This is a genomic window from Paraburkholderia phytofirmans (assembly GCF_046028095.1).
GTDB classification, from domain to species: Bacteria; Pseudomonadota; Gammaproteobacteria; order Burkholderiales; family Burkholderiaceae; genus Paraburkholderia; species Paraburkholderia phytofirmans_A.
This window is the reverse complement of sequence record NZ_JAQQDJ010000002.1, coordinates 813052-826040: the sequence shown is the minus strand read 5'-3', so window position 1 is coordinate 826040 and position 12989 is coordinate 813052. Positions and strand designations below refer to the sequence as shown.

Here is a 12989-nt window from a genome sequence, read left to right as displayed (position 1 = left end):
AGACCTTTTATATGAACGATTCATCACTTCCGCCGGAGTTGGGTGGGCAGGCCGAACAGGCAGCCAACGCCGCTGAAACTCGCGCGCTAGACGTCGCTCATGCCGCTGCCCCCGCGCCGGCAGCTTCGCCCGCGCGGGAATCAGACCGCGGCGCGCGCGCGCATGCCGCCGAATCCACGCGTGACAGAACGGCCGCTGACGCCGTTTCGCACCGCGACACGCACGCCGAACCGCGCCGCCGTCTCTGGCCGTTCGCGCTGAGCGGACTTGCAGCAGTCTTGCTGATCATCGGCATCGTGCCGCGCTTGCATGCGAGCGCCGCGCTGACTGAGCAAACGCAAGCGCGAAGCATGCTCAGCGTGTCGGTGGTCGCGCCGCGCGCTGCGCCGGCCGTCAACGAACTGCTGCTGCCCGGCGCCGTCACGCCGTTCGCCGAAGCCTCCATCTATGCGCGCACCAGCGGCTACCTCGCGCACTGGAACATCGACATCGGCGCGCAGGTGAAAAGCGGCCAGGTGCTCGCGACGATCGAAGCCCCCGATCTGGACGCGCAACTGCGCCAGGCCCGCGCCGACGAAGCCACCGCGCAAGCCAATTTCGACTACGCGAAGACCACCGCGCAGCGCTGGCAGGACATGCTGAAGACCCAATCGGTCGCGCAGCAGGACGTCGACACCAAGGTCAGCGACATGGAAGCGCGCCGCGCGATGCTGGCGTCGGCGCAGGCCAACGTCGCGCATCTCGCCGAACTCGTCTCGTACGAAAAGATCACCGCGCCGTTCGACGGCGTGATCACCGCGCGCAACGTCGATGTCGGCGCGCTGGTGACGGCGGGCGGCACGCCCGGCGCCGCGGGCATGTCGGGCGAACTGTTCCATATCCAGCAGAACGGCGTGCTGCGCGTGTTCGTCGATGTGCCGCAGAACGACGCGCCGTACGTCACGCCGGCCACGGGCGTGTATCTGACCGCACAGCAGTATCCGGGCCGCCGCATCGCGGCGAAGGTGGCGCGCAGCACTGGTTCGATCGATCCTTCGAGCCGCACGTTGCGCGTCGAGGTCGACGTGGACAACAAGGACGGCGCGCTGCTGCCCGGCGCTTACACGCAGGTGCATCTGCAATTGCAGTCGACCACGCCGGCGCTCGATCTGCCGGTCAGCGCGTTGCTGTTCAGGCCGGACGGCGTGACGGTCGCCGTCGTCGACAGCAACGGCCGGGCGCTGCTCAAGACCGTGCATATCGGCCGCGATTTCGGCACGCACGTGGAAATCACGACCGGACTCGCCGCCACCGACCGCGTGATCGACAACCCCGGCGATTCGATCTCCACTGGCCAGATGGTTCAGATCATGCCGGCCATGCGCGGCTGAGTGTTTCGTCAGAAAAAGGATTTTCCGATGATCAAGCTGTCTCTTCCCCGGTCTTTGCCGCGCCGCGCGCTGGCGGCAACGCTGATCGGCGCGCTGCTCAGCGCGTGCTCGACCATGCCTGCGTATCAGCGCCCGAGCGCCGACATTCCGGCGCAGTACGCGGGCGCCGTGCATACGGGCGCCGTGCAAGCGAGCGACGCGCCAGGCTGGGCGCAGGCCGCGCCGGCTGACTCCACTCCGCGCGGTCCCTGGTGGACGATCTTCGACGATCCCGTGCTGAACGAACTGGAGTCGCGCATCGACGTGTCGAACCAGACCGTGCGCAAGGCCGTCGCGCAGGTTCAGCAGGCACGCTCGATGGTGGACTATCAGCGCGCCGGTTTCTTCCCGACCATCACCGCCGGAGTCGCGCAGGACCGCTACCGGACCTCGCAGAACGTCGAAGGAAAATCGCTCGCGGGCAAGACGGTGCCGGACTACTCGGCGGGCGTGTCGGCGAGTTGGGAGCCGGATCTGTTCGGGCGCGTGCGCGACAGCGTGAACGGCGCGCAGGCCGACGCTCAGGCGAGCGAGGCGGACCTCGAAGGCGTGCGCCTGTCGATGAGCGCGGACCTCGCCGCCGATTACTTCTCCCTGCGCTCGCTCGACACGCAGAAGAAGCTGCTCGACGACAGCGTGAACGCCTACGCCGCCGCGTTGAAGCTGTTGCAGCAGCAGCTGAAGAACGGTGCGATCGATGCCTCCGCCGTCGCCCAGGCCACGACGCAACTCGAAGCGACGCGCACACAGGTCACCGACATCGACGTGACGCGCGCGCAGATGCAGCACGCGATTGCGACGCTGATCGGCGAACCGGCATCGACTTTCACGCTGCCGCCGAACGGTTCGGCCGTAGCACCGCCTGCGATTCCAGTTGGTGTCCCCTCGCAGCTGCTGGAACGGCGCCCCGATATCGCCGCCGCCGAACGGCGCGTGGCTTCCGCGAATGCGCAGATCGGCGTGGCGCATGCGGCGTTTTTTCCGGATCTGGTGTTGTCTGCGAGCGCGGGTCTCGAAAGCACGTTTTTCGCGCCATGGCTGAGCGCGCCGAGTCTGTTCTGGTCGCTCGGTCCGCAACTGGCCGGCACGCTGTTCGACGGCGGCAAGCGCAAAGCCGCCCTGCACGGCGCGACCGCGCAGTACGACGGCGCGGTGGCCGACTATCGACAGTCGGTGCTGGTGGCGTTCCAGCAGGTCGAGGACAACCTGTCCGCCCTGCATTCCCTCGCCGACGAAGCCGCCAGCCAGCAGCGCGCCACCACGGCCGCGGACCTGTCGTTGCGGCTCACGACGAACCGCTTCAACGCGGGCGCGGTCAGCTATCTCGACGTGGTGACCGCGCAGACGATTGCGCTGACGAACCAGCGCATCGCGGATCAGATCGCCGCGCGGCAACTGGAGTCGAGTGTGTTGCTGCTGAAGGCGTTGGGTGGGGCTTGGGGTGAGGATGGGAAGAGTGCGGCGGGAGCGGCGGGAGCCGTTCCCCACCCTCACCCAACCCGCGCAAACCTCAACACGAACCGCGTCCCGCGCGCATCGCTCTCAGCATGCACCGAACCGCCGTGCAGCTCCATGATCGCGCGCACGATGGCGAGCCCGAGCCCGGTCGAACCCGTGGACCCTTGCGACAGCCCCGCCGACGGCAGCGAACTGCGCGACGGATCGACCCGATAGAAGCGGTCGAAAATCCGTTCGAGATGCTCGGCGGGAATCGGCTGTCCCGGGTTCTCCACGCTCACGCGCACCGCGTCGGCCGACTCGCTGGCGTCCAGCACGATCTCGCCGCCCGGCGGCGTATAGCGAATGGCGTTGGCGAGCAGATTGCTCACGGCGCGACGAAACAGCTCGAGATCGGCAGTCACGGCAGCCGTGCCGCTCACGCGCAAACGCACATTCGCATCGTCGGCAATTCCTTCGAAATACTCGGCGATATGGGTCAACTCCTGCCCCGCGTCGAACGCGCGCAATTGCTTGACGAACTGCGGATGCTCGGCGCGCGCCAGAAACAGCACGCTCTCGATCATGCGCGAGAGCCGGTCGCACTCTTCCAGATTCGACGCGAGCAGCGCTTCGTATTCATCGACGGAACGCGGCCGCGCGAGCGCGACTTCGGCGGCGCCGCGCATGTTGCTGAGCGGCGTGCGCATGTCGTGCGCGAGGTCGGCGGTGAAACGCGACAGACGCTGGAAACCCTGCTCGACGCGTTCGAGCATCGCGTTCAGCGCGGCCACCAGAGCTTCAAGTTCGCTCGGCACGCGCGCCACCGCGATGCGCGTATCGAGCCGATTCACCGTGACGAGGCTCGCGCTCGCCGCCATATCGCGCAACGGCCGCAGCGCGGCGCGAATCAGCAGGTAACCGAGCAGCATGGCCAGCACCACGCCGGCCACGCCGGCGAGCGTGAGCTTGTCTCGATAGCGGTCCAGCAGCAGCCAGCGGTCGCTCATGTTGCGCGCTACCAGCAGGCTCGCCGTGTCGCCGTTACGCAGCCGCGCGTCCGTGAAAATGCCGCGGATCGGTGCGCCGTTGCGGCTGGTCCAGTCGCCGATATCGGCTTCCGTGATGCGCGTCGTCGCGGCAACACGCGTGAGCGGCGGCAACGCCGCAATGGTCGCGGCGCCGCTCGCCGCATCCGGCACGGCGAGCGCGCCGGCGATATTGTGTTCGATCGCCCGCTTGCCGTCGGGATCGAACACTTCCATCGACAGCGCTTCGTTGCCGAGCACGACGCTGGTCAAGCGCTCGCTGTGGTCGCGAATGCTTTGCGCCGATTCCAGTTCCTCAGCGAGCCTCCGTGCGTGACGCGCGGCGAGCACGATGTCGAGATTGTCCTGCGCCTTGATCTGCTTTTCGAGCGCGATATACAGGAAACTGCCGACCAGCACGAAAACCGTCAGCGTAGTGGCGCCGAACGCCAGCGCGAGCGCCGCGGCAAGCGAGCGGCCGCGCATCAAGCGGCGTCCTTCAGTTCGAGCACGTAACCCACGCCGCGCACGGTGTGAATCAGCTTGATGGGAAAGTTGTCGTCGATCTTGGTGCGCAAGCGGCGGATCGCGACTTCGACCACATTGGTGTCGCTGTCGAAATTCATGTCCCACACATACGACGCGATCTGCGTGCGGCTCAGCACTTCGCCCTGACGGCGCGCGAGCAGTTGCAGCAGCGAGAATTCGCGCGGCGTGAGGTCGATACGCGTGCCGCCACGCTTCACGCGACGGCGGTTCACGTCCATTTCCAGATCGCCCACCTTGATCAGTTCGCTCTCGCGCGGCGGGCCACGGCGCGCCAGCGTGCGCACGCGCGCCAGCAATTCGACGAAGGCAAAGGGTTTGACGAGGTAATCGTCCGCGCCGAGTTCGAGGCCGCGCACACGGTCGTCGACGTCGTCGCGCGCGGTAAGGAACAGCACGGGCGTGGTGCGTTTCGCGCGCAAGGTCTTGACGACGGTCCAGCCGTCCATGCCGGGCAGCATCACGTCCAGCACGATCACGTCGTACTCTTCTTCCAGCGCGAGGATCAGCCCTTGCGGGCCGTCGTTGGCCACATCGACCGCATAGCCGGATTCTTCCAGGCCTTTCTTGAGGTAGGCCGCTGTTTTCAGCTCGTCCTCGATCACCAGGATTCGCATCGGTTGCTCCGCTTGGCGTTGACGGTGAAATCATACCGTCAAGCACTCGGGCGGGTGATTACGATCCGGTAATGTTGATGCGTTGCGCTCGGCAGGTGCGGCGCGCGTCGCCGACGAACTTTGCAGAGCCAGCGTCGCGCCGCCTTCTCCATGCGGCACCGCAACAGCGGTGTGCCGAGAATCGGGGCGAAAGGGTTGCGGGCGGCGCACATGCCGCAATGCGACGTATCGGCGGTTTCGGCTTCGGTGCCGATACGTCGCCACGCGCTCATAAAAAAGCCGCACCCGCTGCGCTCTACTCGACGTTATCCGCCACATCGGTCATACGGATCATGTGCGGTTTGACGACGTCGTCCTCGTCGTCGCGGGTCTCCGTGGGCGGATGGATCAAGGCTTCGAGCCGCGCCTTGGTCGCCAGAAACTCGGGCGACGTGACCTGCGAATAGTCACGCGGACGCGGTACCGGCACTTCGATCAACTCCTGCACCTCGCCGGGATTCGCCTTCAGCACCAGGATGCGATCGGCGAGAAAGATCGCTTCGTCCAGATCGTGCGTGATGAACAGCACGGTCACGTCGATGTTGCGCCAGATATCGAGCAGATGCGTCTGCATTTTCGCGCGCGTTTGCGCGTCGAGTGCGCCGAAGGGTTCGTCCATCAGCAGAATGCGCGGCCGGTTCGCGAGCGCGCGGGCTATCGCCACGCGCTGCTTCATGCCGCCCGACAACTGATGCGGATACGCATTGGCGAATTTCGTCAGACCGACCAGATCGAGCCATTGCAACGCCTCGCGTTCCGCATGCAGGGTGCTGTGGCCGTTCATCTTGAGACCGAACATGACGTTCTTCTTGACCGTCAGCCACGGAAACAGCGTGTAGCCCTGAAACACCATGCCGCGGTCGGCGCCCGGCCCTTGCACCGGCTTGCCGTCGAGCAGCACGCTGCCGCTCGTCTGCGCCTCCAGGCCGGCGAGAATGCGGATCAGCGTGGACTTGCCGCACCCCGACGGTCCGATCACGCAGACGAACTCGCGCCGGTGTGTCTTGAAGCTGATGCCGTCGAGCGCCGTGCACTCGCCTTGCGCTGCCTTGAAGCGCTTGCCGAGGTCTTTCACCTCCAGAATCACCTCGCGCGATTTCAGACGGTCGAAACGCTCGCGTACCGCTTCGGACTGGATCAGGTACGACGGAACGGGTTGCGGATTTAACATAGTGGAATCCTTTGAATGCGGTGCGGTGCGGTGCATGCGATAAGCCGTGTCACGAAGCCGTCCGCTACGCCTTGAGCGTGCGGTCCCACGGAAACAGCTTGCGGCCAAGCCAGGCCAGCACGAGATCGGTGCCCAGGCCGATGATGCCGATCATCATGATCGCGGCGTAGACGTTGTCGAAATGCTCGTAGCGCGCCTGCTGGGTGATGTACCAGGTGATGCCGGAGCTGGTGCCGACCAGCTCCGCCACGATCAGATACGTCCAGGCCCAGCCGAGCAGAATGCGCTGGTCGCGGTACAGGTCCGGCAGGATGCCCGGAATCACCACATGAGTGAGCAGCTTGAGCTTCTTCGTGCCGAGCGTCATGGCGGCTTCGAACAGGCCGTACTCGAGCTTGCGGGTGGTGTTGGCCACGATCAGCACCTGCTGGAACAACGTGCCGATCACGATGATCGCGATCTTCGGGCCGTCGTAGATGCCGAGAATCGCCACCATCAGCGCGCCGAACGCGGGCGCCGGCAAGTAGCGGAAGAACTCGAAGAACGGCTCCTGCAAGCGCGCGATCGCGCTGTACGTGCCGCACACGATGCCGATCGGCACGCCGATCACCGACGACAGCACGAAGCCCCAGAAAATCACCTGAATGCTGTGCCACAGACTCTGATGCAGCCAGACGCCGTCGCGCGACGCGGGCGGCGTGGTGAACGCGGTGTAGAACGCGCGCAGCACTTCATGCGGCGCGGGCAGATAGACCGGATTGACCGGCTCGCCGACCGGCAAGGCCGCATGGGCCTCGCGCGCGTGGGCGAGTTCGTCGGCGAACACGTCTTTGTCGACGCGCATGCCCGGCTGGAAATAGTCGACGCTGCCCGGCGTGTCGATCAGCACCTGCGGATGCCAGATGAACGGCACGTAGCTGACCAGACACCAGACAAAGAGCGGCAACAGGAACGAGCCCGCCCCTAAGAACCATTTGCCGCGCGCGGAGAGTTCGCGGCGCACCGCGAACCATTCGGTTCTGTCAATGACGGCCATGTGATTCTCCGAGGCGGACTGCGGTTGCGTCGTATGCGGACCCTGAAGCGGCGGTCGTTTCGTCGAGCCACGCGCGCGCCAGATCGAGCAGCACGATGTCTTCATGCGCGCGCGCGACAAAGGTCACGCCGAACGGCAAGCCCGCGTGCTTGCCCACCGTGCAGACGCCGGCCGGCACCGCCAGCGCGGCCAGATCGAGCAGGTTGACGAAGTTCGTGTAGTAGCCGAAGCGCGAATTCACGCGGATCGGGTCCGCTTCCAGTTCGTCGACGGTGGCGGTCGTCGCCGAAGTCGGCGTGACGATGGCGTCGATCCGCTGCCAGACTTGCGCCGCCTGCATGCGCAGGAACGCGAGGCGGTCGAACGCGGCGAACGCATCGGCCGCGCTCCAGCGCGCCGCGCCGCCGATGATCTCGCGGATCACCGGATGCAGCGCGTCGGGCTGCGTCTCCACGAACTCGCGGATCGCCGCGAGCCGCTCGGCCACCCACGGCCCTTCGTAGAGCAGCCGCGCGGTGGCGAGGAACGGCTCGAAGTCGATCTCGACTAGTTCGGCGCCGGCTGCACGCAAGCGCGTCAGCGCGGCATCGAAAGCGTGCGCGTACGAGGTGTCGCCGAAAAATTCGAGCTGGTTCGCGCGCGGCACGCCGAACCGCACACCGCGCAGCGACGGTTGCGCGCCAAGCTGCGCGGCGGCCGGCGGCGGCTGGAATTCGCGCGCATACGGATCGCTCGGCGCTACACCGCGAGCGGCGTCGAACACGCACTGCGCGTCGTCGGCCGAGTGCGCGAAGATCGACACGCAGTCGAGCGACTTGCACGCCGGCACCACGCCGAGCGTGCTCAGCACGCCCTTGGTCGGCTTCAGTCCGAGCAGGCCGTGGAATGCCGCGGGCACGCGACCGGATCCGGCCGTGTCGGTGCCCAGCGAAAACGCCGCCAGCCCGAGTGCGACCGATACCGCCGAACCGGAACTCGAGCCGCCCGATGCGTAGCGCGGGTCGAGCGCATTTCGACACGCACCGTGCGGCGAGCGCTGGCCGGACAAACCGGTCGCGAACTGATCGAGATTGGTCTTGCCGATCGGAATCGCACCGGCGGCGATCAGGCGCGCTACTACGGGCGCGCTGGCCTCGGGCGTGTACGCATAAGCGGGGCACCCGGCGGTGGTCGGAATGCCGGCCAGGTCGATATTGTCCTTGATGGCGAACGGCACGCCGTAGAGCGGCAACGTGTCGATGTCGCGGCTTTCGAGCGCATCGGCGTAACGCATCATCTCGTTGCGGCTCAACGGGCGGATCCATGCGTGATGCGGATCGTCGCCCGACGTGCGAGCGGCGATGGCTTCCACCAGTTGCGCCGGCGTGAGGCTGCCGGCGCGGTAGCGCGTCCGCAGTGCTTCGATCGACATGGACTCGAACAGATCGTCGTGGGATTTCATTTGCACGTAGCCTCCTCGGTGGCGTCGGCTGCAATGCCGGCGCGCATCACCATCAATCGTTGACCCGCGACGACCGGCGCGCCTTCCGCGCAATCGATCGTTTCGATCACGCCGTCGCCGCTCGCGGTAACGGAGATTTCCATCTTCATCGACTCGACGATCGCGAGCACCTGGCCGTCGCCGACCCGTTCGCCCTCCTTGACGAGCAGCTTCCACACGCTGCCCGACACGTCGGCGACGATACCTTGCTGGCCAGTCGCGAGTGTGTCGTTTGCCGGGTTGCCGGCAGCGGCTGCATCGCCATCCGTTTCGCCGACGTACGCGGCATGCCCAGCCGCGTCCCAGCGCTCGCGTTCCGCGTCGAACGCGGCTTGCTGAGTGCTTTTGAACGCGGCGATCGACTCGGCTTCGTCCTTCAGGAAGCGGTTGTACGCGCCCAGATCGAACACGGACTCCTCGATCTTCAGGCTCGCGCGGCCCGCGATGAAATCCGTGCGCAACTCGGCCAGTTCGGACTCGCTGACTTCGTAGAAACGGATCTCATCGAAGAAGCGCAGCAGCCACGGCTTGCCCGCTTCGAACTCGCGCGTGGTGCGATAGCGGTTCCACATCTGCACGGTGCGGCCGACGAACTGATAACCGCCGGGCCCTTCCATGCCGTACACGCACAGATACGCACCGCCGATGCCCACCGCGTTCTCCGGTGTCCACGTGCGCGCCGGGTTGTATTTGGTGGTGACGAGCCGGTGACGCGGGTCGAGCGGCGTCGCGACCGGCGCGCCGAGGTACACGTCGCCGAGACCCATGACGAGGTAGCGCGCGTCGAACACAATGCGCTTCACGTCGTCGATGCTATTCAGTCCGTTGATGCGGCGAATGAACTCGATATTGCTCGGGCACCACGGTGCGTCGGGACGCACCGATTGCATGTAGCGCTCGATTGCAATACGTGTCGACGGGTCGTCCCAGGAGAGCGGCAGATGCACGATGCGGTTCGGCACGCGCATCGCGTCCACGGCGGGCAGTTCGCGCTCGGCTTGCTGCAGATGCGCGAGCAACGCGTCGTGCGACAGCACGCGGCGATCGAAATGCACCTGCAGCGAACGGATGCCCGGCGTCAGATCGATAATGCCCGGCAAGCGGTGCGCGTCGAGCCAGTTCATCAACGCATGCACGCGAAAGCGCAGGTTCAGGTCGAGCACGAGCGGACCGTATTCGATCAGCACGTTCTGATCGCCGGAGCGGCGATAGACCACGCCGGTGCCCTCGCCCGCCGTCGGGTCGCGATAAAGGATGCAATCGTGAGCCGCCGCTTCGCTGGCCTGCATAGCGTGCTCGGGCGACGCAAGCACCGCTTTGACCGGCACCCGTTCGAAGCGCACCGTATCGCCCGGACGCAGTTGACCGAGCTTCCACAACTCCTCGCCCACCACCGTCACCGGACACACGAAACCGCCGAGGCTCGGACCATCGGGACCGAGAATCACAGGCATGTCGCCGGTGAAGTCCACCGCGCCGACCGCATACGCGTTGTCGTGAATATTCGACGGATGCAGCCCCGCCTCGCCGCCGTCCGTGCGCGCCCATTGCGGCTTCGGGCCGATCAGGCGCACACCCGTGCGGCTGGAGTTGTAGTGCACGGTCCAGCGCGTGCCGTAGAGCATCGCGATGTCGTCGGGCGTGAAAAAGTCGGGCGCGCCGTGCGGGCCGTCGAGCACGCCGAGCGTCCAGTCGTGCGTCAGGACCGGCACGCGCGCTCTATCCAGTTGCGCGCCTGCTTCGCCGTTGCCCGCGTCGTCGGCGAGATGCAGCACGTCGCCCTTGCGCAGCGCGCGCCCCGCGTGGCCGCCGAACTGGCCGAGCGTGAAGGTCGCCTTGCTGCCCAGATAGTCCGGCACCTGCAGGCCGCCCTTCAACGCGAGACACGCGCGCATGCCGGCGCCCGTCACGCCGCCAAGCTTGAGCACGGCGCCCGCCGGTGCGCGCGTGACTTGCCAGAGCGTGACCGGCGCGCCGTCGAGCGTGGCGGCGAGCGGCGCGCCGCCGAGCACGAAAAGCGTCGCGGTATTGAAGCGCAGCGTCGCGCCGACCATCGCGCATTCGAGCCCCGCGGCGTCGGCGGGATTGCCGAGCAGTTCGTTGGCGAGGCGGAACGACAGATCGTCCATCGGGCCCGACGGCGGCACGCCGATGTCCCAATAGCCGGTGCGTCCCGGCGTCTGCTGGACGGTGGTCTGTACGCCGCCGTCGAGCACGTCGATCGTGTGCGGCGCGAACATGAAGCGTCCGAGGAACGCGGTGGTCTGCTCACCGCGCGCAAACGTCGCCGAGCCGGCAATGGCGCGCAGATAGTCGAGGTTGGTCTCGATGCCGTACAACTGCGTTTGTTCCAGCGCGGCTCGCAGCGCTGCGAGCGCGGCTTCGCGCGTTTCGCCCTTGACGATCAGCTTGGCGAGCAACGGATCGTAGAACGCGCTGACTTCCGTGCCGGAATCGACCCATGTATCGACCCGCGCATCGGCGGCGAATGCGACATGCGTGAGGACGCCCGCACTCGGTTGAAACTGTTTGTGCGGGTCTTCCGCGTACAGCCGCACTTGGATGCTCGCGCCTTTCGCCAAGGGCGCAAGCGTATCGAGCGGCGCGAGCTCGCCCGCGGCTTCACGAATCATCCACTCGACCAGATCGATACCGGTGACTTCTTCCGTCACGCAGTGCTCGACCTGCAATCGCGTATTCACTTCGAGGAAATAGAAACGGCGCGTGTCGGCATCGAAAACGAACTCGACAGTGCCCGCCGATTTGTACTTCACGGCTTGAGCGAGACGCACGGCGCTCGCATGCAGCGCGCTGCGTTCCGCGTGGGTAAGTCCCGGCGCGGGCGTCTCCTCGATCACCTTCTGGTTGCGCCGCTGCACCGAGCAATCGCGTTCGCCGAGCGAGATCACGCCGCCTTTGCCGTCGCCGAAAATCTGCACTTCGATGTGGCGTGCGTTTTCGACGAACTTCTCGACGTACACACCCGCATTGGCAAAGTTCGCTGCGCCGAGCCGCGCGACCGATGCAAACACGCCTTCAAGTTGCGCCGCGTCGCGGCACAGCGACATGCCGATTCCGCCACCACCCGCGGTGCTTTTCAGCATCACCGGATAGCCGATCGACTCCGCCTCGCGCAACGCCGCGCTGACGTCGGGCAGCAAGCCGGTGCCGGGCAGCAAGGCAACGTCGTTGGCTTGCGCGAGTTCGCGCGCCGTATGCTTCAGGCCGAACTCGCGCATGTGCTGCGGAGTCGGCCCGATGAAGCGGATGCCTGCCTCGTCGCACGCTTGCGCAAAGGCCGCGTTTTCGGACAGGAAACCGTAGCCGGGATGCACGGCGTCGGCACCGCACGCGCGCGCCGCTTCAAGAATGGCCGCGCTGTTCAGATAGCTCTGCGCCGCGAGCGCCGGGCCGATGCACACGGCTTCGTCGGCAAGCATCACATGCATGGCGTGGCGGTCGGCTTCGGAATACACCGCGACCGACGCGATGCCCAGCCGCTTGAGCGTGCGAATCACGCGGCAGGCAATCTCGCCGCGATTGGCGATCAGGACTTTGTGGAATCTCATTGGGCATCCCAGATCGTCAGTCGCACCGGCGTCGGGTTGTAGCCGTTGCACGGATTGTTCAACTGCGGGCAGTTGGAGATGAGCACCGTGACATCCATTTCGGCGCGCATCTCGACATACTTGCCCGGTGCGGAGATACCGTCTTCGAACGTCAGTTTGCCGAGCGGCGTAACCGGCACGTTCATGAAGAAGTTGATGTTGCTGACAATGTCCCGCTTGCCGAGTTGCGCGCCCACACCGCACGTGCAATGCGTGAGCGCATGCAGGAAGCTGTCGCGGCAGCTATGCATATGGCGCTTGTCGAGCGAGTAACGCACGGTGTTGCTCTCGGCCGCGCAAGCACCGCCGAGCGTGTCGTGGCGCCCGCACGTGTCGGCCACGATGCTCAGCATCGGCTTGCCGAGGTTCGACATCAGCACGCTGCCGGCGGACAGATAGAGATTGCGCTGCGCGCGGATCGTGTCCTGCGCGCTATAGCGTTCGAGCGGATCGGCGCTGTTGTAGAACAGCGTGTCGACCGCCTGATTGCCTTCCAGGTCGAGAATGCGGAACACCTGGCCGCGCTTGACTTCATGCAGCCACGGCTCGCCCGAGGGCAGCGTGAGGTCGTAGACCGCATGACGGAGTTCGAGCTTGCTTTCGATGATAGGCATCGCG

General features: G+C 66.0%; 8 protein-coding genes and 1 pseudogene. 2 read left to right on the top strand and 7 right to left on the bottom strand.

Annotated elements, in window-relative coordinates; all coding sequences use genetic code 11:
* Window positions 1-11: 11 nt before the first annotated feature.
* Together PQR54_RS08205 and PQR54_RS08200 are read left to right on the top strand one after the other, a co-directional pair.
* Window positions 12-1370 carry an efflux RND transporter periplasmic adaptor subunit gene (locus PQR54_RS08205; protein WP_408244876.1) on the top strand — a complete coding sequence of 453 codons (1359 nt, stop codon included), beginning with the start codon at window positions 12-14 and terminating at the stop codon, window positions 1368-1370.
* Window positions 1371-1397: 27 nt separating this feature from the next.
* On the top strand, window positions 1398-3083 hold the full coding sequence (locus PQR54_RS08200) for an efflux transporter outer membrane subunit (RefSeq protein ID WP_408244875.1): 1686 nt from the start codon (window positions 1398-1400) through the stop codon (window positions 3081-3083).
* Here PQR54_RS08200 and PQR54_RS08195 read toward each other — a convergent pair.
* From PQR54_RS08195 to PQR54_RS08165, 7 genes and pseudogenes are all read right to left on the bottom strand, one after another.
* Window positions 2972-4360: pseudogene (locus tag PQR54_RS08195) on the bottom strand (heavy metal sensor histidine kinase); the annotation flags it as partial. The gene PQR54_RS08200 and the pseudogene PQR54_RS08195 sit on opposite strands and share 112 nt — an antisense overlap.
* Complete coding sequence (locus PQR54_RS08190) at window positions 4360-5037, bottom strand: heavy metal response regulator transcription factor (RefSeq protein ID WP_408244874.1); 678 nt, start codon at window positions 5035-5037, stop codon at window positions 4360-4362. The gene PQR54_RS08190 and the pseudogene PQR54_RS08195, both read right to left, overlap by 1 nt.
* 295 nt (window positions 5038-5332) lie before the next feature.
* Window positions 5333-6247, bottom strand: a complete 915-nt coding sequence (locus tag PQR54_RS08185) for an ABC transporter ATP-binding protein (RefSeq protein WP_012427092.1) — start codon at window positions 6245-6247, stop codon at window positions 5333-5335.
* 64 nt (window positions 6248-6311) lie between these two features.
* Window positions 6312-7283, bottom strand: coding sequence for an ABC transporter permease (locus PQR54_RS08180; RefSeq protein WP_408244873.1), 972 nt, complete (start codon window positions 7281-7283; stop codon window positions 6312-6314).
* Entirely contained in the window at window positions 7270-8724 is a 1455-nt protein-coding gene (atzF, locus tag PQR54_RS08175; RefSeq protein WP_408244872.1) for an allophanate hydrolase, read from the bottom strand. The genes PQR54_RS08180 and atzF overlap by 14 nt, the downstream gene beginning before the upstream one ends.
* Entirely contained in the window at window positions 8721-12332 is a 3612-nt protein-coding gene (gene uca / locus PQR54_RS08170; RefSeq protein ID WP_408244871.1) for an urea carboxylase, read from the bottom strand. Before uca ends, atzF begins: the two co-directional genes overlap by 4 nt.
* Window positions 12329-12985, bottom strand: a complete 657-nt coding sequence (locus PQR54_RS08165; protein WP_408244870.1) for an urea amidolyase associated protein UAAP2 — start codon at window positions 12983-12985, stop codon at window positions 12329-12331. The genes uca and PQR54_RS08165 overlap by 4 nt, the downstream gene beginning before the upstream one ends.
* Window positions 12986-12989 lie beyond the last annotated feature (4 nt).

Excerpts from the sequence above, each read along its gene's own strand:
- PQR54_RS08180 (WP_408244873.1), bottom strand. The coding sequence starts at position 7,283 with ATGGCCGTCATTGACAGAACCGAATGGTTCGCGGTGCGCCGCGAACTC.
- PQR54_RS08185 (WP_012427092.1), bottom strand. The coding sequence starts at position 6,247 with ATGTTAAATCCGCAACCCGTTCCGTCGTACCTGATCCAGTCCGAAGCG.
- PQR54_RS08165 (WP_408244870.1), bottom strand. The coding sequence starts at position 12,985 with ATGCCTATCATCGAAAGCAAGCTCGAACTCCGTCATGCGGTCTACGAC.
- PQR54_RS08200 (WP_408244875.1), top strand. The coding sequence starts at position 1,398 with ATGATCAAGCTGTCTCTTCCCCGGTCTTTGCCGCGCCGCGCGCTGGCG.
- atzF (WP_408244872.1), bottom strand. The coding sequence starts at position 8,724 with ATGAAATCCCACGACGATCTGTTCGAGTCCATGTCGATCGAAGCACTG.
- uca (WP_408244871.1), bottom strand. The coding sequence starts at position 12,332 with ATGAGATTCCACAAAGTCCTGATCGCCAATCGCGGCGAGATTGCCTGC.
- PQR54_RS08190 (WP_408244874.1), bottom strand. The coding sequence starts at position 5,037 with ATGCGAATCCTGGTGATCGAGGACGAGCTGAAAACAGCGGCCTACCTC.
- PQR54_RS08205 (WP_408244876.1), top strand. The coding sequence starts at position 12 with ATGAACGATTCATCACTTCCGCCGGAGTTGGGTGGGCAGGCCGAACAG.